The sequence below is a fragment of the Verrucosispora sp. WMMA2121 genome (genome assembly GCF_027460185.1).
Taxonomy (GTDB): domain Bacteria; phylum Actinomycetota; class Actinomycetes; order Mycobacteriales; family Micromonosporaceae; genus Micromonospora; species Micromonospora palythoicola.
This window is the reverse complement of record NZ_JAPZBH010000006.1, coordinates 2269130-2290512: the sequence shown is the minus strand read 5'-3', so window position 1 is coordinate 2290512 and position 21383 is coordinate 2269130. Positions and strand designations below refer to the sequence as shown.

Annotated in this window: 26 protein-coding genes and 1 tRNA gene; 18 read left to right on the top strand and 9 right to left on the bottom strand. The window is 70.1% G+C overall.

Annotation, left to right across the window (positions count from 1 at the left end):
- The first annotated feature begins 7 nt into the window (after positions 1–7).
- Positions 8–1042: an NlpC/P60 family protein gene (locus O7605_RS19445; RefSeq protein WP_269740488.1), complete on the top strand. Its 1035-nt coding sequence runs from the start codon at positions 8–10 to the stop codon at positions 1040–1042.
- A gap of 12 nt (positions 1043–1054) precedes the next feature.
- On the opposite strand, the gene dcd is transcribed toward O7605_RS19445, so the two are convergent.
- On the bottom strand, positions 1055–1633 hold the full coding sequence (dcd, locus tag O7605_RS19440) for a dCTP deaminase (RefSeq protein ID WP_093409429.1): 579 nt from the start codon (positions 1631–1633) through the stop codon (positions 1055–1057).
- Between the two features lie 77 nt (positions 1634–1710).
- Here dcd and O7605_RS19435 point away from each other — a divergent pair, with 77 nt between their 5' ends.
- The gene (locus tag O7605_RS19435; protein ID WP_332317138.1) at positions 1711–2247 is read left to right on the top strand and encodes a pyridoxamine 5'-phosphate oxidase family protein; all 537 of its coding nucleotides are present in this window, start codon (positions 1711–1713) and stop codon (positions 2245–2247) included.
- Positions 2248–2315: 68 nt separating this feature from the next.
- Here the strand turns inward: O7605_RS19435 and O7605_RS19430 are convergent, their stop codons facing one another.
- Positions 2316–3320 carry a zinc metalloprotease gene (locus tag O7605_RS19430; RefSeq protein WP_269740487.1) on the bottom strand — a complete coding sequence of 335 codons (1005 nt, stop codon included), beginning with the start codon at positions 3318–3320 and terminating at the stop codon, positions 2316–2318.
- A gap of 324 nt (positions 3321–3644) precedes the next feature.
- Here O7605_RS19430 and O7605_RS19425 point away from each other — a divergent pair.
- The 3 genes from O7605_RS19425 to O7605_RS19415 all read left to right on the top strand — a co-directional run bounded on the left by O7605_RS19425 (position 3645) and on the right by O7605_RS19415 (position 4442).
- Positions 3645–3718, top strand: a tRNA-Gly gene (locus O7605_RS19425).
- Positions 3719–3832: 114 nt separating this feature from the next.
- Positions 3833–4084 carry an e9imm peptide gene (locus O7605_RS19420; protein WP_269740486.1) on the top strand — a complete coding sequence of 84 codons (252 nt, stop codon included), beginning with the start codon at positions 3833–3835 and terminating at the stop codon, positions 4082–4084.
- A 214-nt stretch (positions 4085–4298) separates the two neighbouring features.
- A complete protein-coding gene (locus O7605_RS19415) occupies positions 4299–4442 on the top strand; it encodes a hypothetical protein (protein WP_269740485.1) in 144 nt (47 codons plus the stop codon).
- 323 nt (positions 4443–4765) lie between these two features.
- Here O7605_RS19415 and O7605_RS19410 read toward each other — a convergent pair whose 3' ends face one another.
- Together O7605_RS19410 and O7605_RS19405 are read right to left on the bottom strand one after the other, a co-directional pair.
- Positions 4766–5023: a hypothetical protein gene (locus O7605_RS19410; protein WP_269740484.1), complete on the bottom strand. Its 258-nt coding sequence runs from the start codon at positions 5021–5023 to the stop codon at positions 4766–4768.
- Positions 5024–5383 carry an ArsR/SmtB family transcription factor gene (locus O7605_RS19405; protein ID WP_269740483.1) on the bottom strand — a complete coding sequence of 120 codons (360 nt, stop codon included), beginning with the start codon at positions 5381–5383 and terminating at the stop codon, positions 5024–5026. It abuts the gene before it with no gap.
- A gap of 509 nt (positions 5384–5892) precedes the next feature.
- On the opposite strand from O7605_RS19405, the gene O7605_RS19400 reads away from it, so the two are divergent.
- The 3 genes from O7605_RS19400 (at position 5893) to O7605_RS19390 (ending at position 8105) form a co-directional block, all read left to right on the top strand.
- Positions 5893–6522, top strand: a complete 630-nt coding sequence (locus tag O7605_RS19400) for a GNAT family N-acetyltransferase (RefSeq protein WP_269740482.1) — start codon at positions 5893–5895, stop codon at positions 6520–6522.
- A 78-nt stretch (positions 6523–6600) separates the two neighbouring features.
- Positions 6601–7137, top strand: coding sequence for a phosphoribosyltransferase family protein (locus O7605_RS19395; RefSeq protein WP_269740481.1), 537 nt, complete (start codon positions 6601–6603; stop codon positions 7135–7137).
- An 89-nt stretch (positions 7138–7226) separates the two neighbouring features.
- Positions 7227–8105 (top strand): LLM class flavin-dependent oxidoreductase, encoded by an 879-nt coding sequence (locus O7605_RS19390; protein ID WP_269740480.1) that lies wholly within the window; start codon positions 7227–7229, stop codon positions 8103–8105.
- A gap of 55 nt (positions 8106–8160) precedes the next feature.
- Here O7605_RS19390 and O7605_RS19385 read toward each other — a convergent pair whose 3' ends face one another.
- The gene (locus tag O7605_RS19385) at positions 8161–8592 is read right to left on the bottom strand and encodes an ASCH domain-containing protein (RefSeq protein ID WP_269740479.1); all 432 of its coding nucleotides are present in this window, start codon (positions 8590–8592) and stop codon (positions 8161–8163) included.
- Between the two features lie 116 nt (positions 8593–8708).
- On the opposite strand from O7605_RS19385, the gene O7605_RS19380 reads away from it, so the two are divergent.
- The gene (locus tag O7605_RS19380) at positions 8709–9224 is read left to right on the top strand and encodes an alpha/beta hydrolase (protein ID WP_210822875.1); all 516 of its coding nucleotides are present in this window, start codon (positions 8709–8711) and stop codon (positions 9222–9224) included.
- Between the two features lie 101 nt (positions 9225–9325).
- Here the strand turns inward: O7605_RS19380 and O7605_RS19375 are convergent, their stop codons facing one another.
- A complete protein-coding gene (locus tag O7605_RS19375) occupies positions 9326–9877 on the bottom strand; it encodes a phosphoribosyltransferase family protein (protein ID WP_269740478.1) in 552 nt (183 codons plus the stop codon).
- A 179-nt stretch (positions 9878–10056) separates the two neighbouring features.
- Here O7605_RS19375 and O7605_RS19370 point away from each other — a divergent pair, with 179 nt between their 5' ends.
- From O7605_RS19370 to O7605_RS19355, 4 genes are all read left to right on the top strand, one after another.
- Positions 10057–10692 (top strand): septal ring lytic transglycosylase RlpA family protein, encoded by a 636-nt coding sequence (locus O7605_RS19370; RefSeq protein WP_269740477.1) that lies wholly within the window; start codon positions 10057–10059, stop codon positions 10690–10692.
- Positions 10693–10789: 97 nt separating this feature from the next.
- On the top strand, positions 10790–11917 hold the full coding sequence (locus O7605_RS19365; protein WP_269740476.1) for a PP2C family protein-serine/threonine phosphatase: 1128 nt from the start codon (positions 10790–10792) through the stop codon (positions 11915–11917).
- A 145-nt stretch (positions 11918–12062) separates the two neighbouring features.
- Positions 12063–13919 (top strand): acyl-CoA dehydrogenase, encoded by a 1857-nt coding sequence (locus tag O7605_RS19360; protein ID WP_269740475.1) that lies wholly within the window; start codon positions 12063–12065, stop codon positions 13917–13919.
- 216 nt (positions 13920–14135) lie between these two features.
- Positions 14136–14405, top strand: a complete 270-nt coding sequence (locus O7605_RS19355) for a DUF6458 family protein (RefSeq protein WP_088996804.1) — start codon at positions 14136–14138, stop codon at positions 14403–14405.
- A 34-nt stretch (positions 14406–14439) separates the two neighbouring features.
- Here the strand turns inward: O7605_RS19355 and O7605_RS19350 are convergent, their stop codons facing one another.
- A complete protein-coding gene (locus O7605_RS19350; RefSeq protein WP_269740474.1) occupies positions 14440–14979 on the bottom strand; it encodes a SixA phosphatase family protein in 540 nt (179 codons plus the stop codon).
- A gap of 117 nt (positions 14980–15096) precedes the next feature.
- Between O7605_RS19350 and O7605_RS19345 the strand changes: the two genes are divergently transcribed.
- Positions 15097–15381: a DUF6458 family protein gene (locus tag O7605_RS19345; protein ID WP_269740473.1), complete on the top strand. Its 285-nt coding sequence runs from the start codon at positions 15097–15099 to the stop codon at positions 15379–15381.
- 84 nt (positions 15382–15465) lie between these two features.
- Here O7605_RS19345 and trhA read toward each other — a convergent pair whose 3' ends face one another.
- Positions 15466–16143 carry a PAQR family membrane homeostasis protein TrhA gene (gene trhA, locus O7605_RS19340; RefSeq protein ID WP_269740472.1) on the bottom strand — a complete coding sequence of 226 codons (678 nt, stop codon included), beginning with the start codon at positions 16141–16143 and terminating at the stop codon, positions 15466–15468.
- A gap of 106 nt (positions 16144–16249) precedes the next feature.
- Between trhA and O7605_RS19335 the strand changes: the two genes are divergently transcribed.
- The 3 genes from O7605_RS19335 to O7605_RS19325 are packed head-to-tail and all read left to right on the top strand — an operon-like array spanning position 16250 to position 18517.
- The gene (locus O7605_RS19335) at positions 16250–16930 is read left to right on the top strand and encodes a 5-oxoprolinase subunit B family protein (protein WP_269740471.1); all 681 of its coding nucleotides are present in this window, start codon (positions 16250–16252) and stop codon (positions 16928–16930) included.
- On the top strand, positions 16927–17784 hold the full coding sequence (locus O7605_RS19330; protein WP_269740470.1) for a biotin-dependent carboxyltransferase family protein: 858 nt from the start codon (positions 16927–16929) through the stop codon (positions 17782–17784). Before O7605_RS19335 ends, O7605_RS19330 begins: the two co-directional genes overlap by 4 nt.
- Complete coding sequence (locus O7605_RS19325) at positions 17768–18517, top strand: LamB/YcsF family protein (protein WP_269740469.1); 750 nt, start codon at positions 17768–17770, stop codon at positions 18515–18517. The genes O7605_RS19330 and O7605_RS19325 overlap by 17 nt, the downstream gene beginning before the upstream one ends.
- 29 nt (positions 18518–18546) lie before the next feature.
- On the opposite strand, the gene O7605_RS19320 is transcribed toward O7605_RS19325, so the two are convergent.
- The gene (locus O7605_RS19320) at positions 18547–20382 is read right to left on the bottom strand and encodes an NHL domain-containing thioredoxin family protein (protein WP_269740468.1); all 1836 of its coding nucleotides are present in this window, start codon (positions 20380–20382) and stop codon (positions 18547–18549) included.
- 431 nt (positions 20383–20813) lie between these two features.
- Between O7605_RS19320 and O7605_RS19315 the strand changes: the two genes are divergently transcribed.
- Entirely contained in the window at positions 20814–20945 is a 132-nt protein-coding gene (locus tag O7605_RS19315; protein ID WP_269740467.1) for a hypothetical protein, read from the top strand.
- Positions 20946–21383: the final 438 nt, after the last annotated feature.

The window sequence follows — 21383 nt, the reverse complement described above, 5'->3', positions numbered from 1 at the left end:
GAGCCCGGTGGCAGACCATGCCCCGCGGCCACCGTCGTCGCCGCCGGCAATGCCCGGCCGATCGACGGACTCGCCGCGTTCCAGCTGGTACCGCTGCATCATCGCTGGCCTGGCCGCGACCGCCGTGATGCTGGTCGGCGGCACGACGGAGGCCCGGGCCGAGCCCACGGTCGCCGACATCGAGCGCCAGATCGACGAGGACTGGAATCGGCTCGAACCCGTCATCGAGCAGCACAACGCGACCCGGCAGGACCTGGCCGGCAAGCGGCGGGAGGCGGACGCGCTGGCCGCCAGGATGGCACCGCTGCAACGCCAGGTGGCCGAGGCCATGGACCGGGTCGGCAAGCTCGCTGCCCGCGCGTACAAGGGCGAACAGGTCCGCTTCGTCAACACGCTGCTCGGTAGCCGGTCGCCGGGCGAGGTGGTCGAGCAGCTCGGCCTGCTCGACCGGTACGCCCGCGTGCAGCAGCAGGACGTGCGGCACGCGAGCGAACTGCGCGACGAACTCGCCGAGACCAAGGCCGGCCTGGACCGCACGATCGGCGAGCTGACCCGCACCGAGGCCGATCTCGCCGAGCGGCGGCGACGAATCGACGCCGAGATCGACAGGTTGCAGCGGCTCCGGCTGCGGGCGTACGGGAAGGGTGGTGGTGGCCCGCTACGGCCGGCGCCCTGCCCGGCCAGCTACCCGGGCGGAGCGGCCGGCGAGGCGGTCACCTTCGCCTGCGCCCAGATCGGCAAGCCGTACTCCTGGGGCGCCGAGGGGCCCGATGCGTACGACTGTTCCGGGCTGATGTTGGCCGCCTGGTCGCGGGCCGGTGTCGCACTGCCGCACAACGCGGCGCGGCAGCGTCGGGTCACCAAGTCGGTAAGCCGTGGCGCGCTGCGCCCCGGCGACCTGGTCTTCTACTACCGGGACCTGCACCATGTCGGGATGTACGTCGGCGGCGGCTGGGTGGTGCACGCCTCCCGGGCGGGTCAACCGGTCAAGATGAAGCGGCTGGACAACAGCCCGGTGCACAGTTTCGGCCGGCCCGGCTGAGGATCGCCGGTATCAGCGGGTGGGCCACGTGCGCCAGCTCTGCCAGGCACGACTGGGCGTCGGGCCGCGCTGACCCTGGTAGCGGGAACCGTAGACGGCCGAGCCGTACGGGTGCTCGGCCGGTGAGGAGAGCCGGAAGATACAGAGCTGCCCGATCTTCATCCCGGGCCAGAGGGTGATCGGCAGGTTTGCCACGTTGGACAGTTCCAGGGTGACGTGACCGGAGAAGCCGGGGTCGATGAAGCCGGCGGTGGAGTGGGTGAGCAGGCCGAGTCGTCCCAGGCTGGACTTGCCTTCGAGGCGGCCGGCGAGCTGGTCGCCCAGCGAGATGACCTCGAGCGTGGAGGCGAGTACGAACTCGCCCGGGTGCAGCACGAACGCCTGGCCGTCGGGCACCTCGACGGCCGAGGTGAGGTCGTCCTGCCGGGTTGCCGGGTCGATGTGGGTGTAGAGGTGGTTGTTGAAGACCCGGAAGAGTTTGTCCAGACGTACGTCGATGCTGGAGGGCTGCACCAGGGTGGGCTCGAACGGTTCGAGCGCCAGGGTGCCCGCCTTGATCTCGGAGACCAGGTCGCGGTCGGAGAGCAGCATCGCCACACCATAGCTGCCGGTATGTGACACGCGTGTCGGACTACCCGCTTCGAACGTGTGTTCGATAGGATGTCGGCATGGCTTCCTGGTCCGAATTCGCCGCTGACGAGCCTCGACTCGCCAACGGGATCCGCCTTCTCATGCAGCAGTACGGCCCGGGCTTCGGCTACCTGGCCACGGTCCGCGCCGACGGCGGACCCCGGGTGCACCCGGTCTCCCCGGTGATCACCGACGACGGTCTCTACTGCTTCGTCATCGACTCACCGAAGCGGCGCGACCTGGAACGCGACGGTCGTTACGCGCTGCACTCGTTCCCGCCGGAGGAGAGCGACGACGAGGCGTACGTGGCCGGGCGGGCCCGGCCCGTCACCGACGACGCCACCGTCGCCCGGCTGGCGTTCGCGGCGCGGGCCGCCCCGCACGCCGACTGGCGCCTGTTCGAGTTCACCGTCGACGTGGCGATGTTGGCTCGACGGGAGCAGTCGGTGGCTGGGCCGAGCGAGCTGGCGTCGCATCCGGCGGTCCAGGTCTGGCTCGACCCGGCGGGCGCCACACCCCAGGCCACGCGCCCGGTGCCGGCCCACTCCGGGCGGCATCACCGCCGCGCCGCCTGACCCACACGCGCAGGTGCCGGCCCCGTCCGACGGAGCCGGCACCCGCGGTACGCGGTGCGACGCTCGCGCTACGCCGCGCGGTAGGAGTTCCAGGCGTTGATCATGCGGGTGGCCTGGCCCGAGGTGAACTGGTACATGCAGCCGTCGTACGAGTAGTCCATGAAGTTCGTGATCGGGTCGAGGCCCGAGCTTGAGCAGGTGTCCCGGCCGGTCGGGCAGCCGCTGGCCGGCGAGGCCTCGGCCGGGGTGTCCGACACCTGGTCACCGCTGCCCGAGCAGCCGCCCTGGAAGGTGTGGTAGAGGTTCAGCCAGTGGCCGACCTCGTGGGTGCCGGTGTCACCCTGGTTGTAGTTGGTGGCGGTGCCACCGGGCAGTGACTCGCTGAGCACCACCACGCCATCCATCACGTTCAGGTTGCGCTGCGGGAAGGTCGCCCAGCCGAGCAGGTTGTTGCTGAGCGCGCCGAGGTAGATGTTGAGCGTCGCCTTGTTGCCCTGCCGCAGCTGGGTCTTCATCTGCCGCTCGGCCGACGAGCCCTGCCGGATCGGGTACCACGACGAGTTGGTCACCCGGTTGATGCTCTGCAACTGGAACGCGAAGGCGGTCGCGGCGCCACCCGTCGCACCGCTGAACGACTGGTTGAGCACGTTGATCTGGGACTGGATCATCGAGTCGGGGATGTTTCCGCCGGCCCGGGTCGTGTCCCGGCGAATCACGTGCACCACGACCGGGATGGTGACCGAGGCCGCAGCGGCCTGGGCGCTCAATGCGCGTTGGCCAACTCGCTTGGCGCGCTCTTGCAGGATGTCGGCGAACTCGGCCTCGCGTTGGTGCACCTGGGCGAGGGTCAGCTGGTTCGGATCGTGCTTGACGGCGCTGCCACCCTTGGCCCGGGCCAGGGTGCCCGTCTGATCCTCACACACCTCGTCGGCTGTGAAGGCGGCCGCCGCCGGGCTCGCGGTCGTGGTGGCGGCCGGCAGGAGGCCGACCGTGGCCACGCCGAGCACCAGTGCGAGCGACGTCGATGCGATGCCGGCCGTACGCCGGTTCAGCAGGACGGGACGCAGTCCCATATGCCCACCTCTTTCTGGCGACGCGACCGGGGGTTGTGTCGCGTCGTGCGGAAAACGTGGGGCAGACGTTACAACCGATAGACAGATTTGAACATGGCCATATGTTGCGGTGATGAAACTTCTTCCCGGCCCATCCTCGGGGTCGGGAGCTCCCCGACGTCACCGAGATCCGTGCAGCAGTGGACGTGGCGCTGCCTCCGGCGGGTCGTCCGCAGGAACTTGGGGTATTTGCCGGGAAGTTGCCTTCTTCGCGGACGACCCGCCCGCCCGAGCGGAGCCCCTGGGTGCGTCGGCCTGGTTGACTCGGGTAGAGTGATCCCGCTCGCGGGTGTAGTTCAATGGCAGAACATCAGCTTCCCAAGCTGACAGTGCGGGTTCGATTCCCGTCACCCGCTCCAACGCGAAGGCCCTGGCCAGGACGGCAGTCCCAGCCGGGGCCTGCGATGTTCCAAGGTCAAGGATCACGTGGCGTGCCAGTGCCGTGCCATTAGCCCCGGTCGGAGGAGGGCGGCTTGCCTGCGAAGCTGACCCGAGATGAGGCGATCCACCTCGTTGGTCGGATCATGCGGCTCGACTACGCGGACGACGCCGAGCTGAACGACTGGCTGGACCGGCTCGAACGTGACCTGGGCTACCCGGACATCTCGGACCTGATCTTCACGGTCGCGCCGGAGTTGACGCCGGCCGAGGTCGTCGACCGAGCCAGCGCCTACCAACCGATCCCGATGCGGTCGACAGCATGGACGGAGCCCCCGACCCGCTAGGTTCACAGGTCGCCTCGCTCCTTGCCTTTCTTGCCGGCTCAGCGCGCCCGTGCGTGCGCCTGAATCCGTTCAGCGCCAGCCAGAGGCAGCCGGCGCCCGCCGGCATGAGTAGCAGCCGCACCGCTCCGCCAGCGGCACCCTCCACCCCGATCAGGACGATGCCGATTAAGGCTAGGACAGTGGTCAGCGTGGAGACCCGGCGTTCAACGGCCAAGTGCGTGAACAGCGCGGCAAGACCGACGATGAGGAATATCGGCCCGATCTCGTACAGCACAAGCCGCACACCGGCAACACTGAACGCCCGTTGGAACAGCTCGTGCATGTGTGCGCGGTCGGAGGCGGCAAGACCAACAACTAGATCGACAATCATTTGACCAGCGATAGCCGCGATGCCGGCCGCCGCAGCACCCGCGCTGAGGATGGCCACGACCTTGCCACCGCCGGGTTGCGCTCGTATCCGCCGGTACAGCTCAGCCACGATGATCCCGAACAGGGCGTAGCTGATGAGCCATGTTGAGTGCGCCAATGCCCAGCCCACGCCGGTGCTGCGGTTTGCACCCAGCCGCATGACGGTCCAGCCGGCGAGGACACCGACGGGTGCCAGGGCGAATGCGAAGTTCGTCAGGCGGTTTCCTGCTGCGGGCTGAGCATCCAGGCGACGTGGCCGTGCCGTCGCGGCGGTCATTCGGCGTCCTTGAGGACTCGCTCCATCACGGCCATCCGCAGGTTCATCTCGGTCAGTTGCCCGGTGACGTCGGCCAACCGGCCTTCGGTTGCCTCTTGGGCTGCAATGGCGCGTTCGGCGATCTTCCGGTAATCGGTGTCACGAGCCAATGCGGCTTTAGCCCGCCGGCTGGCTCCGAACTGCCACAAGGCGGTGACCACCACGGCGCCAACCACCAGGAAGATGATGATCTCCTCGACGATGCGGTCCGACATCTACTCTCGTTCCTTTCCGATGTTCAGCGCGGCGTCGCCGCCGTCGATGGTGTCCGTGAGCGTTTCGGTCGCGATAACCAGCGCTTGCGGGGTCAGGTGCAGCACGAACGGCGTTACCTCGTAGAACTTCATCGCTTTGCCGTCTTCGGACAGCTCAAGATGGGCGGAGACCAGCCCGGCCTTTTCCAGGCGTTTGAGGTGCACCTGAAGCAAGGCCCTGCTGATGCCTAAGTCCCTGGCTAGCCGACTGACGTAGTTGCGGCCGGTGGACAACGCAGCGAGGACACGCATGCGGTGCGGGCTGGCGAGCGTTGCAAGCACCCGCACCAGTTCGTCACCAGTCAGGTCAGCGATCCGCATAGCTTTCCTCGGCACATGCCAAAGAATATTGGCATGTGCAATTCGCTGTCAACGTCTCACGGGGATCGGCGACGGCCCGGCAATCTACGGGTCCACAGGCTGGTGTCAGCAGGAGGGCAGGTCAGGCCACCAGGGACCCTCACCCGCTCCACGCGAAAGGCCCTGGCCATGACGGGAGTCTCGGCCGGGGCCTTCGGCGTTCCCGAGGTCAGCAGCGCCCGGCGGGCGGCCACGGGCCACTAGCCAGGCTTCTCACCGGCCTTCTTGCCCTTGGTCCGTCTGGGTGTCTGCTGCGGATTCACTGCCGTAGCTGTCACTAGGATCACGGCGGCGGGCAGGTGAACGAAGAGCCCGAGAGCAAGCCAAGAACCGCCAGGAGGGTCCCGGCGGTGGTGGACTACCAGCGGCGGGCTTCGAGGACGGGCACGTCATGATCATGTCAGACCGAAGCGAGTATCTGTACGGCCATCGGTTCCGCCAAGCTACGCCACCCAGCGATATGGACTTCAATGATCTACCAGGTACGCCGCATCGCCGCCGGAGCATGGCGGCAGCTGAGGGCCATCCGGCTGGAGGCACTCCAGGACTCGCCGACCGCGTTCAGCACGCGACTCGCCGAGGCGACCGCCTACAGCGACACAGTCTGGCAGCAGGAGGCGGCCCGCGAAGCCAACTCCGCCTCGTCTGCGACATTCGTCGCCACCGGCGACGCGGGCGATTGGGTCGGGATGGCTGCTGTCGCACCGCTTGCCGAAGTTCCCGACCACGCCCACGTCTACGCGGTCTACGTCACCCCGCCGCACCGTGGCCCGGCAGGACCCGCCGCCGCCCTGATGGCTGCGGCGATCTGCTTCGCCCGCGACCACACCGACGCGGCGTGGCTGACTCTGGGTGTCCATGAGGACAACCCCCGGGCGCGGGCGTTCTACCACAAGCTCGGATTCGCCGAGACCGGCAAGGCGATACCCTACGCACTGAACCCGTCCCAGACGGTGCACATCATGGGCTACCAGGACTTCCGCAGCGCGCGAAATGACCGAGTCCCATCACCCGCAGCGGTTCCGGCGCCCACCGCCGACCCCGACGGTCGAACCCGCACCTCTCGACAGCAGTGGGACAGCAACGACACGGTGCCGTGAAATGCAGAACCGGCGCGACCGGTCCGCATCGACGCGATTGCGTTGATCGTCGTAGGGCTGGGCAGCCACAATCCCACCATGTCCGACTCCGCACGTGGTCTGGTCCTGAAGCACTTCCGATGGATCGAGGGCCACGCTGACGTGTGGGCGATATTCCGCGATGCCAAGGCACTGCGTCATGTCGTCGCAGGTCTGGTCGAGCCGTTCAGGACCTCGGATGTCACCGCCATCTGCGGGATCGAGTCCCGGGGGTTCCTTCTCGGGGGCGCCGCGGCTGTGGAGTTGGGCGTCGGCTTCATTCCGGTGCGCAAGCGTGACGGGCTGTTTCCTGGCGACAAGATCACAGCGGCAGCCGAACGGGACTACCGCCAGCAGTCGCACACCTTGCGCTTGCAGCGATCCTCACTTGGCTCTCACGATCGGGTTCTGCTCGTGGATGACTGGATCGAGACAGGCAGCCAGGCGCTCACCGCCAGACAGCTGGTCGAGCAGTGCGGCAGCAGCTGGGTAGGGTGCAGCGTCCTGGTCGATCAGCTCCATGATGATCGGCGGGCGGCACTCGGCACGGTGATGAGCCTGGTGCGGGCCGACGAGTTGCCGGTGTGGACCGGCTAGCAACCCGTGCGAGGACGACGGTCCGTCCACTGGCACCCCGTCCGCCGACGCCGACGGTGTCACCCACCGCGCCCCGTACCATCGTGATCATGCGGATAGGCATCGTGATCCTGCCCGACCAGCGCTGGTCGGTGGCGCGGCACCGGTGGCGACGAGCCGACGAGTGGGGCTTCGACCACGCCTGGACGTACGACCATCTGGGCTGGCGCGACCTGGTGGACGGGCCCTGGTTCGACTCGATGACCACGTTGACCGCCGCCGCGACGGTGACCAGGCGGATCCGTCTCGGCACGCTCGTCGCCTCACCGAACTTCCGGCATCCGGCGGCCTTCGCCCGGCAGGTGACCGCACTGGACGACGTCTCCGACGGGCGGACGCTGCTCGGCCTCGGCGCGGGCGGCATCGGGTTCGACGCCGCCGTCCTCGGCGGTGAGACGCTGCCCCCACGGCAACGGGTGGACCGGTTCGCCGAGTTCACCGAGTTGCTCGACACCATCCTACGGGGAGACGGCACCACCTGGCGGGGTGACTGGTTCGCGGCGGTCGACGCGCGGAGCAGTCCGGGCTGCGTGCAGAAACCCCGGGTGCCGTTCGTGGTGGCCGCCAACGGACTTCGGTCGATGCGGATCGCGGCCCGCTTCGGGCAGGGCTGGGTGACCACCGGGCCCGCCGTCGACGACCTGGGCGACTGGTGGACCGGGGTGGCCGAGTTGGCCAGCCGGCTCGACGCGACCCTGGCGGCGCAGGGACGGGATCCGGCCAGTCTGGACCGCTACCTCTCGCTGGACTCGGCTCCGGTCTTCTCGTTGAGCAGCGCGCAGTTCTTCGCCGATCAGGTGGAGCGGGCGGCGAAGCTCGGTTTCACCGATGTGATCACGCACTGGCCACGGGCGAGCAGCTGGTACGCCGGTGACGAGGCGGTCCTGGTGGAGGTCACCACCCGTCTCCTGCCCGAGCTACGTCGCTGAGCCGGCGCACCTGCGGATCGGTGCGGTGGCGCGGAGCCGCGAGCCGGAGGGCGGCTCAGGTGCCGAGGTCGCCGGTGGCGATGCCGCCGGCTCCGGCGGACACCAGGCGGAAGCGCACGCAGACGACCTCGCTGTCGTCGGTGACCGGGGTGCCGACGCGAGCCCAGTAGGCGGCGTGTCCGGCCCGCCACTCCTCGATCGAGCGGTCGCCCTCGCCCTCGGCGCGGGCGAAGTCCCACGGCACCTCGGCGAACCGGGTCACCTCGACGCCGGTCACCTCGACGACGGCCACCAGCGCGTCGGCGTCGTCCACGAGGACCAGCCGCTCGCCGACGTGCTCAAGTTCCTCGTCCTCCTCGGCGTACTCACTGAGCAGGCCGGCGGTGGCGGTCTTCACGCCGGCCAGCACCAGGGTGTTGAGGCGCGACCGCAGGTCACCGGGGGTGCCGAGGGCTAGTGCGCGGAGACCGCCGATCCGTGGCCACATCCTGTCGAGGCTACCGCCCGGTCCCGCCGCGACATCGCCGACGTTCCGGTACGCCGAGCCGGTCCGCCGGGGCGCGATTGGGGGTACGGTCGATGGCCGACGACAAGGAGATGTCCATGGCGGACCGACGCGCGGTGCTCATCCCGGGACGCGGGTACGACACCCGGTACCCCCTCTTCCTCTACCTGGGCGAGGCACTGCGCCGGGTCGGTTTCGGGCTGCACGGGATCTCCTGGCAGGTGCCGGAGCACTTCGACATCGACACCATCGGCAGGTGGGTGTGTGACCAGGTCTCCCCGACCCTGACCGAGCGGACGGACCTGCTGGTCGGCAAGTCGCTCGGCACCCTCGCCGCGCCGCTCGCGGCAGGCCGGGGACTGCCCGCCGTCTGGCTCACCCCGTTGCTACACCGGGGTGACGTGGTCGACGCGCTGCGCCGGGCCACCGCCCCGTTCATCCTGGTCGGCGGTACCGCCGACTCGTCCTGGGACGGTGGGGTCGCCCGGCGGCTCACCCCGCACGTTTTGGAGATCCCCGGTGCCGACCACGCGCTGATGGTGCCCGGGCCGCTGGCCCGGTCCGCCGAGGCGCTCGGCCAGGTCTGCACCGTGGTCGAAGACTTCGTCCGCTGACCGCCGTACCCCCTGCCTGCCGTTGACCATGACGTTGTCGTCGCGACACGCCGACGTGTGGGACAACAACTTCATGATCAACAGCATGGGTCAGGGGTGGGTCAGGTGGGCAGGTCGGGGGTGGTGAGGAGGGCGGTGATCCTCAGTTCGGCCGCCACCGGGGGTGGGCAGGTGGCGACCACGGCGGCGGTGCCTACCGGGTCCGCTCCGCGGGCCGCGCAGATCTCGTAGACCGCGCGTACCTGGGCGGCGGTGTCCACCCAGTCGTCGACCACCAGTACCCGGTCCCCGGGGCCCAGGTGCCGGTCTCGCACCGCGAGGTCCACGCGGCGACCGCGAAAGTCGGGATGACTCTGCGCCCAGGTCAGCGAGCCGGTGGGCAGCCGTCCGTCACCGGGCTTGTGTGCTGCCACGAACCCCACGCCAAGTGCGGCGGCGGCCAACGGCCCGAGCAGGTACCCGGTGACCGCCGGGGACACGACCACCGTGGGCCGCGTCGCCCGGAACGGCGCGACCAACGCGGGCCCCAGCGCGGCGAGCGTCCCCGGATCCCGCCACCACCCGGAGGTGTCACTGACCAGGTGACTCGCGCCTGGTCCGGGATCGACCCACTCGAACAGCTCGACGAGACGTCTTCTCATCTCAGCGGGCATGTCACCATCCTGCGCCAGGCACCTGCCGGACACCCGCCCGCCCGGCCCACGCCGGGTCGGATGATCGGCTGCACGTATCGCCATAATTACTGTCATAACGTCATGATCACGTTGACTTCGGAAGTGCTTCTCTCGTTATGGTCCGACCCGGTTTGACCCGCTGAGAAAGGACCGGGCCGGTGGCTGGTAGGCACTCCCGTACCCGCAGGTTCACCTCGCCGGCCGGGCTCACGGCCAGCGCCGTGGTGGCGGTCGCGCTCGCCGTCGGCGGCACCGTGGGTGCCGTTCGGCTGACCGCCGAGTCGGCGCCGGTGCGACCGGCCGCGATCGATCTGTCGCCCACCACCGCGACGAGTGTCCCCGCTTCGCCGAGCGCGTCGCCGACCCCCGGAGTCAGCTCCTCTCCGAGCCCGACGGCGCGCCCGAAGCCGAGCCGCACCGCGCAGGCACCGTCCCGCAGCAAGCAACGTACGGCCAGCCCGAAGCCGAAGCCGAAGCCGACGGCCGAGAAGACGACGGCCCGTCCGGTGGTCGACTCCGGCTCCTGCGGCGCGTCCTTCTACTGGCAGGGTCAGCTGACCGCCAACGGCGAGACGTTCGACCCGGAAGGCATGACCGCCGCCCACAAGACCCTGCCGTTCGGCACGAAGGTACGGGTCACGAACCCGGCCAACGGCAAGTCGGTCACCGTCCGGATCAACGACCGGGGCCCGTTCATCGAGGGACGCTGCCTGGACCTGGCGCGGGCCGCGTTCGGCGAGATCGCGTCGCTCGATCTCGGTCACATCGAGGTCCGCTACGAGGTGCTCGGCTGAGCCGGTGCGGCCCGATCGGCTCCGGCCCAGGATCCTCGCGGCAAGATCCGTCACGTCCGAGGGGCCTGGCTCATTCTTTCGCTCACCGACATCGGGCATGCTGTCGGATGTACGTACCCAACTCCTCCAGCCGGGCCGCGGCCCGCTGAGCCCCGGATCCCGCGCCGGCCTCGGCGCGGCCCTCGTCCTGCTCGCAATCGTCTCGGCGGTCGAGCTGGCGGACGGCCGTACGGCGAACTACATCGCGCTGATGGTCGCGGCGCCGTTCCTGGCCGCCGCGCTCGCCTCGTGGCGGGTCGTGCTCGGCGTCGGTGCGGCCGCCTCCGTGCTGGGGGCGACCTTCGCCCTGGCCGAGCGGACGGTCTCGCTCTCCACCGCGGTCGCGGTGGCCGGCATCGCGTTGGGCACGGGCATCGCGGGGGCGGTGGCGGCGGTACGGCAGCGGCAGGCGGAGCAGATCGCCGAGTTGTCGAAGCTGGCCATGGTCGCTCAGCAGGCGGTGCTGCGTCCGCTCGGTCCTCGGGTGGGCGCACTGTCCGTGGCTGGCCGGTACATCTCGTCGACCGCCCGGGCCGAGATCGGCGGCGACCTCTACGAGGCGATCGAGACTCCGTACGGCGTTCGGATGATCATTGGAGACGTGCGCGGCAAGGGCCTGGAGGCGGTCCGGCTGGCGAGCATCGTCCTCGGCTCGTACCGGCACGTGGCGTACGAGCGGTCCGATCTGCGGGCGGTGGTGGCGGATCTCGACCGGGCGGTGGCGCGCAACGTCGGCGACGAGGACTTCGTCACCGCCGCCCTGGTCGAGGAGCGCGGCGGCACGCTCACCATCGTCAACTGCGGGCACCCCGCACCGCTGCTGCTGCGCCGCGGCGCGGTGATCTCTCTTGAGCCACCGGCGCCGGCGCCTCCGCTGGGGTTCATGCCCACGGTCCGACCGAGGGTCGAACGGCTGGAGCCGGGTGACCGGTTGTTGCTGTTCACCGACGGGCTCGGCGAGGCCCGGCGGGACGGCGAGTTCTTCCCCACCGCGGACCGGGCCTGGCGGCTGCTCGGCCACGGCACGGTCGGCGACGGCCTCGCCTCGCTGGAGACCGCCCTTGTCGAATGGGTGCACGGCCGGCTCGACGACGACATCGCACTGGTCCTGATGGAGTACACGGGCTCACCTGGCAACACGACGGCGGCGGTGCCGAGTTGGGAGGTCGGCGCCGCCGAAGGGTGAGACGTCAAGGGGAGGGGACCGGCGAACCCGAACGGCAGGTGTGTAATGCCTGTCACTGGCGGGATCGGCTTGTCGCTGCCTACCCGCGAGTAATAGAGTCAGGGTTACTGATCGGTAACACCTGTCCGGAAGCGGGGCCAGCGAGATGACCCACTACAAGAGCAACCTTCGGGACCTCGAATTCAACCTGTTCGAGGTGTTCGGGGCGGACCGGGCGTTCGGCCAGGAGCCGTACTCCGACCTCGACGTCGACACCGCGCGGAGCTTCCTCGCCGAGGTCGACCGGCTGGCTCGGCAGGACCTGGCCGCCAGTTACCAGGACAGCGATCGCAACCCGCCGGTCTTCGACCCGGCCACGCACACCGCGCCGCTGCCGGAGTCGTTCAAGAAGTCGTACCGGGCCTTCATGGAGTCCGAGTTCTGGCGCCTGGACCTGCCCTCGGAGCTGGACGGCACCAACGCCCCCCGGGCGCTGTGGTGGGCGCTCGCCGAGCTGGTGCTCGGCTCGAACGCGCCGGTCTGGATGTACGCCTCCGGCCCGTCCTTCGCGCACGTGCTGCACGTCGAGGGCACCGAGCAGCAGAAGAAGTGGGCCAAGCTCTTCATCGACCGGCAGTGGGGCTCCACGATGGTGCTCACCGAGCCGGACGCCGGCTCGGACGTGGGTGCCGGCCGGGCGCGGGCGATCCCGCAGCCGGACGGCTCCTGGCACATCGAGGGCGTCAAGCGCTTCATCACCTCGGGCGAGCACGACCTGAGCGACAACATCGTCCACTACGTACTGGCCCGCCCGGTCGGCGTGGAGGGCGTGGGTGGCCCCGGCACCAAGGGCCTGTCGTTGTTCGTCGTGCCGAAGTACCACTTCGACGAGAGCACCGGCGAGCTGGGCGAGCGCAACGGCGTCTTCGCGACGAACGTCGAGCACAAGATGGGCCTGAAGGTCTCCAACACCTGCGAAATCACCTTCGGCGAGCACGGCGTACCGGCCAAGGGCTGGCTGCTGGGCGAGAAGCACGACGGCATCCGGCAGATGTTCATGATCATCGAGTACGCCCGGATGATGGTCGGCACGAAGGCCATCGCCACCCTGTCCACCGGCTACCTCAACGCCCTGGAGTACGCCAAGAACCGGGTGCAGGGCGCCGACCTGACCCAGATGGCGGACAAGACCGCCGAGCGGGTGGCCATCACCGCGCACCCGGACGTGCGTCGCTCGCTGCTGCTGCAGAAGTCGTACGCCGAGGGCCTGCGGGCGCTGGTCCTCTACACCGCCACGTGGCAGGACAAGGTCGCCATGGCGGAGGCGGCCGGTGACGAGAAGGCCATCAAGCTGGCCAAGCGGGTCAATGACCTGCTTCTCCCGCTGGTCAAGGGCGTCGGCTCGGAGCGGGCGTACGAGCTGCTCGGGCACGAGTCGCTGCAGACCTTCGGCGGCTCCGGCTTCCTCCAGGACTACCCGCTGGAGCAGTACGTCCGGGACGCGAAGATCGACACGCTGTACGAGGGCACCACGGCGATCCAGAGCCTCGACCTGATCTTCCGGAAGATCGTCCGGGACAACGGCAAGGCACTCATGGCCGTGGCCGGTGAGATCCAGGAGTTCATCGCCACCGAGGCGGGCAACGGTCAGCTCAAGGAGGAGCGTCAGGCGCTCGGTAAGGCACTGGCCGAGATCCAGAACATCCTCGGCGTGATGACCGGCTGGTTGGGTGAGGCGCAGAGCGGAGACACCCGGGCGCTGTACAAGGTCGGGCTCGGCAGCCGGCGCTTCCTGCTGGCCCTCGGTGACCTGGTCGTCGGCTGGCTGTTGCAGAAGCAGGCCGACGTGGCGCTGAAGGCCCTCGCCGGTGAGGTGAGCGCGGCGGACAAGGCGTTCTACACCGGAAAGGTGGCCGCCGCCCGATTCTTCGCCCGCGAGGTGCTGCCCCGCATCGGCGCCGACCGCCGCATCATCGAGTCCACCGACCTGGACATCATGGACCTCCCCACCGAAGCCTTCTAACCCCCACCCCCACCCCCACCCACCCACTCACCCCCACCCGCCTCGTCTCCTTGATCATGAGGTTGGCGGCAGTTATAGAGATCAACCTCGCCGCTAACCTCACGATCAACGGGGTGTCGGTGGGGGTTGGGCGGGGGTAAGTGGGGGGTGGGTGGGTATGCGTGGCGGGCCAGTCCGAGTACGCCCAGAGCAACCGCACGGGGGAGTGCCGCGCACATGGGCATTGGTAGTGGGATCTTCCTGATCGCGATCGGCGCGATCCTGACCTTCGCCATCCGGGCCAACGTCTGGTGGATCGACCTGCGGGCGGTCGGCTGGGTCTTCATCCTGGCCGGGCTGGCCGTGCTGCTCACCACGCTCTGGTTCTGGCAGGACCGGCGCAAGCGGGCCCGGACCCTCATCGTGGAGGAGAACCGGCTCTCGCATCCGACCGCGATGATGCCGCCACCGCCCGATCCACCGCCACCAACCGCGCCACCGAGCTGAGCGACCGCCTCCGCACACACCGCACGTGGCCCGGCTAGCCGCGTGCGGTGTGTCGTGTCTCGATCCGGGCCGCGCCGCGGCTCAGTTCCGCCCAGGGCACGGCCGTCCGGTGCACCACCAGGCCGCCGGTACGCAGCCCCTCCGGCTCCGCCCCGACCGGATCGAGCAGTTCGGACAGCAGTGAGACACCCGGGTTGTGAGCGATCAGCAGGACCGTCGTCGCGGTAGGTGACACCTGTCGGATCAGGTGCAGCAGGTCCTCCGGATGTGCCTCGTAGGCGTCCGGCTCGTAGCGGATCGCCGGAGCCGGACCGGCCGGACCGCTCTCCGGCGGTGCGCCGGTGATGCCCGACTGGACGTCGTGCCACGTCTGTCTGGTTCGTACGGCCGCCGAGCAGAGCACCACGTCCGGCAGCAGCCCCTGCCGGGCCAGCCACGCCCCGGCCGCCGCGGCGTCCGCCCGGCCACGAGGAGCCAGCGGACGTTCGACGTCGGGACGGTCCGGGGTGGGCGGTTCGGCCTTGGCGTGCCGCAGCAGCACCAGTGTCCGCTCGTGGTGCGGGCTGTCCGTCATGTCTCCAGCTTGCCCGATTGGCGATCTCCGTGCCGGGGTAAGTCGGTCGGTGCCGCAACCTCATCCGTGGCCGCGGCGGAGTGGAATGCCAGCTTCGATAGCCAAGGAGACGACGAGATGGGCATCGGTGGCAGTATCTTCCTGATCGCGCTGGGTGCGATCTTCGCGTTCGCCGTGGAGGCGGACCTGGGCTGGCTCAACCTGAGCGTCGTCGGCTGGGTGCTGATGCTCGCAGGTGTCGCCGGGCTGATCGTGACCCTCTCCTTCTGGAACTCGCGTCGGCGTGCGGTCGTCGCGCCGGTGCGCGAGGAGCGGGTGGTGGCCGAGCGTGCCGTGCCGGTCCGGGACGACCGGGTGGTCCAGGAGTACCGCGAGGTGCGCCGGCCCGGCCCCACGATCTGACCCGCACCCGATAGACCCAGCGGGGGTGGTGAGCGACGAGGCTCACCACCCCCGCTGTCGGCGTACCCGCCGCTGGTCGGCGGGTCAGGCGAACAGTGCGAAGTAGATGGCGATGTGGTGGCAGATGGCGGCGACCAGGGTGCAGGCGTGGAAGAACTCGTGGTGGCCGAAGACGGTGGGCCACGGATTGGGGCGACGCAGCGCGTAGAAGACCGCCCCCACGGTGTAGATCCCGCCACCCACCGCGAGCAGCACCAGGGCGGTGACGCCGCCCTGGCGGAGGATGTCGGGCAGCATCGCCACCGACACCCAGCCGAGGGCGACGTACAGCGGCGCGGAGATCCACCGGTTGGCGTGCGGCCAGATCAGCTTGAGCGCCACGCCGCCCAGGGCGCCGCCCCAGACGATCGACAGCATCATGACGGCGGCCCGGGTCTCCAGCAGCAGCAGGCAGAACGGTGTGTACGTGCCGGCGATGAACAGGAAGATCATCGAGTGGTCCATCCGGCGCATGACCGCGTAGCCGCGGGTCGACCACACCCGACGGTGGTACAACGCGCTGGTGCCGAAGAGGCCGCAGACGGTGAAGCTGTAGACGGCGGAGCTGACCAGGGGGGTCCAGCCCGGGCGGGTGGCGGCGATCGAACAGAGCACGATGCCGCAGACCAGGGCGACAAAGAAGGCGTACGTGTGCAGCCAGCCGCGCATCCGGGGTTTCCCGATGTCGACCGGCTTGAGCCGGGGGCGTGCTGAGGTGGTCACGCCCATAGGTTACGGCAGCGTAGGTTACTTTCGGGTAGTGCAACTGGTCACGCCGTCCGACAGGTAGCCGACGCGGACGTTTCCGCTCGTCCGGGAGGATGGTGGGATGCGGATCAGAACGGTCGGCACTCAGGCACTCCTGCTCGACCTCGCCAGTCCGGAGGACGGTGACACTCCCGGATCGGCAACCGATGTGGCCGCCGTCGTCGAGGCGTGGCGGGCGGAGTTGTGGCGCCGCCGTGAACTCGGCGAACTGGTCGCCGTCGAGATCGTGCCGGCCGCCGCCACGGTGCTGCTCGACGGCGTACCCGACCCACCGGCCGCCGCCGCCCGGATCGCCACCTGGACGACCACCACCGCGCCACCGGTCGAAAGGGCCGCGACCGCGCCCACCGCCGCCGCACCCGCCCGTCTCGTCGAGGTGCCCGTGACCTTCGACGGGGAAGACCTGAGCCGGGTGGCCGGTCACTGGCGCACGGACGGAGCCGGGGTCGTACGTCGCCTGCGGGCCACCGAGTTCCAGGTCGCCTTCTGCGGCTTCGCACCCGGCTTCGGATACCTCACCGGGCTACCCACCGAGCTGGCGGTGCCCCGGCTGGCGACACCCCGCGCCCGGGTGCCGGCCGGATCGGTCGCACTTGCCGGCCCGTACGCGGGCATCTACCCCACCGCGTCCCCCGGCGGGTGGCTGCTGGTCGGACGCACCGAGGTGACCCTCTTCGACGTGACGGCGGACCCGCCGGCCCTGCTCAGCCCCGGCACCCGGGTCCGGCTGGTGGATCGGTGAGCGGTTTCCTCGAGGTGCTCCGGGCCGGGGCGCTGACCACCGTGCAGGATCTCGGCCGACCGGGCTGGGCACACCTCGGCGTACCCCGTTCCGGTGCCCTCGACCCGGCGGCGCTGCGCCTGGCCAACCGTCTGGTCGGCAACCCGGAGCAGGCGGCCGGGCTGGAGATCACCCTGACCGGCTGCGAGCTGCGACCCACCCGAGCCACCACCGTCGCCGTGGTCGGTGCCGACGCCGACGTGCGGGTCGGCCAGCGTCCCGGCGACACCGGTCGCCCACTGGCCGTTCCACGCGGGGCGGTGCTGCGCATCGGTCCCGCCCGACGGGGCCTGCGCTGCTGGCTCGCGGTGGCCGGTGGCATCGCCGTCACACCGGTGCTCGGCAGCCGCTCCACCGACACCCTCGCCGGGCTCGGACCGGCCCCGCTACGCGACGGCGACCAGCTGCCGCTGGGTGCCCCGGCCGGCCCGCCCGCCCCGGTCGACGTCACCGTGCCGGTGGCGTCGCCGCCGGAGCTGCGGCTCACCGTACGACTCGGACCTCGGCACGACTGGTTCACCCCGGCGGCACTGGACCGGCTGCTCGGCACGGCGTACCAGGTGAGTCCGTTGAGCAACCGGGTCGGCGCGCGCCTGAGCGGCGCGCCGCTACCCCGCTCGGTGGCCGGGGAGCTGCCGAGCGAAGGACTCGTGCTCGGCGCGGTGCAGGTGCCGGCGGACGGTCAGCCACTCGTCTTCCTCGCCGACCATCCCACCACCGGCGGATACCCGGTCATCGCGGTGGTGGCGGACGTGACCCCGCTCGCGCAGGCCCGCCCAGGCACTACGGTGAGATTTCATGGACCTCAACGCTGATCTCGGCGAGGGCTTCGGCATCTGGCGTCTCGGCGACGACCATGCCCTGCTGGACCTGGTCACCTCGGCCAACGTCGCCTGCGGCTTCCACGCCGGCGACCCGGCCACGATGCGCCGGGTCTGCGCCGCCGCCGCCGAGCGGGGAGTCGCCGTCGGAGCCCAGGTCGGGTACCGGGACCTCGCCGGCTTCGGCCGGCGGCACATCGAGTACGAGTTCGCCGAACTGCGCGACGAGGTGCTCTACCAGATCGGTGCGCTCAACGCCTTCTGCCGGGCGTACCGCACCCGGATTCGATACCTCAAGCCACACGGGGCGCTCTACCACGCGGCGGCCAGCGAGGAACTGCCAGCGGCGGCCCTGCTGGCCGCGATCGAGGACCACGACCCGGAACTGCCCGTCCTCTGCCCGCCCGGTTCGGTCCTCGCCCAGCTCGCCCAGGGCGCCGGGGTCCGGGTGGTGGCCGAGGGCTTCGCCGACCGCAACTACCTGCCCAACGGTCGCCTGGTACCGCGCACCTCCCCGGACGCGCTGGTCACCGACCCACAGGAGGTGGCCCGCCGGGCGGTGCGGATGGCCACCGAGCGGGTCGTGACGACCGTCGACGGCGGTACGGTTCCGTGCGTGGTGGAGTCGGTCTGCCTGCACGGCGACAGCCCCGGGGCGGTGGCCGCCGCGGAACTCGTCCGCGCCGCCCTCGTCGACGCCGGGGTCACCCCCGCCCCGTTCGCCTGAGCTGCGAGGCAGGGCACCCTGGTCGGGCGTCAGCCGGCGTCCATGCCGCGCAGGACCAACGGCAGCCGGCCGGCGCCGCCGTCGACCACCCGCACCGGTACGCCCCAGTCCTGCCGGGTCAGGTGGCAGGCCGCGTGCTTGACGTCGGCGTCGCAGGTGGCCGCCTGCGCGGTGACCTGAAGCACCCCGTCGGGCACCGATCCGTCGATCACCAGCCGCCGGGACAGCTCCGTGCCGGTGCCCGCACCCTCGACCAGCAGCTCCGGCGGCGACGCCGAGACGACGAGCCGGGTGGACGGTCCGAAGGTGTCGTCCAGCTTCTGCCCGGGGGCCGGGGTGAAGACGACGTCCAGGACCACCTCACCCGCGCCCAACTCCGTCGGCCTGCGCTCGGTACGGTGCCGGGGACCGTCGACGGTCTCCGCGCCGGCCGCCGAGAGCGCACCGGGAGCCAGCCGGGTGATCCGGTGCGCCGCCGACTCCACCACCAGCACCGCGCCGTCGGCCGTGAGGACCAGGTCGCTGGGCTCGGCCAGACCGGCGGCGACGGTGGCGACCCGGTCGTCGGCCGGGTCGTACCGGCGTACCGCGCCGTTGTAGGTGTCGGCGATCAGGACCGAGCCGTCGGGCAGGGCGCATACGCCGAGCGGATGCTGGAGCAGGGCCTGCGCCGCCGGCCCGTCCACGTGCCCGAAGTCGAACAGGCCCTGACCCACGGCGGTACCCAGGGCACCGTTCTCGACGTAGCGGATGGCGCTGGTCTCGCTGTCGGCGACCCACAGCCGACTGCCGTCGGCGGAGACGGCGAGCCCGGACGGTTGGGCCAGCCACGCCTCGGCCAGTGGCCCGTCGCGCAGCGCCTCCACGGTGGTGCCGGCGTACACGCCGGCGGTGCGCTTGATCGGGTCGAACCACCAGAGCTGGTGGATGCCGGCCATGGCGATGACGATCCGGTCGTCGTACCAGGCGAGATCCCAGGGAGAGGAGAGGTCCACCGAGCGGGCGTCGTGTGCGTGGTCGTCGACCGTCGACCGCCACTGCCGCCCGGTGCCGGCCACGGTGAGCACCTCACCGGTGGCCAGCCGGACGCCCCGCAGCAGGTGATTGACGGTGTCGGCGACCACCAGGTCGTAGCCGGTCACCTCGGCCACGTGCGGCGGCAGCAGAACCAACCCCTGCGGCTCGGAGAAGGTCGCGGCACCGGCACCACCGTCGGTCCGGCCCCGCTCGCCGGTGCCGATGGTCCGGACGACGGTCTCGGCGTCGGCGGCCAACTCGACCAGGCGGTGCCGCGCCGAGTCGGAGACCAGCAGGCCGCCGTCGGGCAGGGCCACCGCCTTGCCGGGGAAGCGCAGGGTGGTCTCCGGCTCGGTGACCGGGACGTACGGGCCGTCGCCCCGGTGCAGCGTGCCCTTGGCCTCGTGGGTGGCGATCAGGTCGTCGATGAGCCGGGTCAGCCCGTCGGCGTGACCCTCGCCCGCCATGGTGGCCACCACGTACCCCTCCGGGTCGATCACGGCGAGGGTCGGCCAGGCGCGGGCCGCGTACTGCTGCCACATGTCGAGTTCGGGGTCGTCGAGGACCGGGTGGTGCACGCCGTACCGCTCGACGGCGGCGGCCAGCGCGCCGGCGTCCTTCTCGTGCTCGAACTTCGGCGAGTGCACCCCGATCACCACGAGGACGTCGGCGTACTTCTGTTCGAGCGGACGTAGCTCGTCGAGCACGTGCAGGCAGTTGATGCAGCAGAAGGTCCAGAAATCTAAGACGGTTATACGACCTCGAAGGTCGGCCAAACGGATGACCTTCCCGCCCGTGTTCAGCCAGGCCCGGCCCCGCAGTTCAGGGGCGCGTACGCGTGCGCTCATGACCCCATCGTGCCTTACCAAAGGGCGCCAGCCGGCGCGACGGGGAGGTGGGAGAGGCGTACGCGACACTGCCTCGCCAAGCGTCACGACCGCCGACGCCGTTCGGTACCGGCCATCCCGCATCCGGTAGACCTCAGGCGGGCCGATCGGGCGGGAGAGGTCGCCGGGCGCGATCATCGCCGTGTGGTCACGGTTGCGGCGTGGCATTCCGGCCTCGACCCGGCGCACGGTGATCGCCGTAAGAGTGGAGCGGACCACGACCGCCGGGTACGAGTCGTCGCCAATGACGATCGTTGCGGGCGAGCCGACGACAGGGCGCAGGCAAAGAGGCGCGGGGATCTGACCGCTACCGGGCATAGGCGACAAGGTAGCCCTGGGCTACGACATCGCGAGGCGGGCGCCGGGCGCTGCTGGTTTCCGCGGGCGCGTCCGTGACCATCCGGCGGGCCGCGATGCCGGGGCGGAAGGTTTTCGAGACCGAGCGGGTCTCGCTCGCCCTGGGCGAGTTCGTCGACCCTCAGGCGCAGCGGCTCGCCGAGATCGCGACGGAAGAATCGCGGTAGGGCCGTTGCAGCTCCATCCACCTTGCGCACCATCGATAGACTGCTGTGCGGGGTAGGAACCACCTCCCGCCGTAGCCCCAGGCGGCGGACCGGAAGCTAGCGCCGGTCCGGGTTCGTCAAATCCCCTTGATGGGAGGCGGCGGCCGAGAGGAATCCGAAATGCGCTCCATGCGCAAACCTTCACTGCGGCGGCGGGAAAGGGCAGATCAGCGTCAGGTGCTTCCGAGAGTCAACGAGTTCGGACAGGTCATCGCGACTACGTTGAAAATCGTGTACTTGATCCTGCTCATAGCCGGCCACTGGCAATGAGGTTAGGTTGAGGACCCAGGCGGTTCCTCTACCCGTGACGGGGGCTCCTATGTCCGACGGGAGCCCCCGTCACCTAACGACGAACTCCCCGGCGGTACAGTCGCCCGGTCGGCTAGGAGGGCCGTGAAC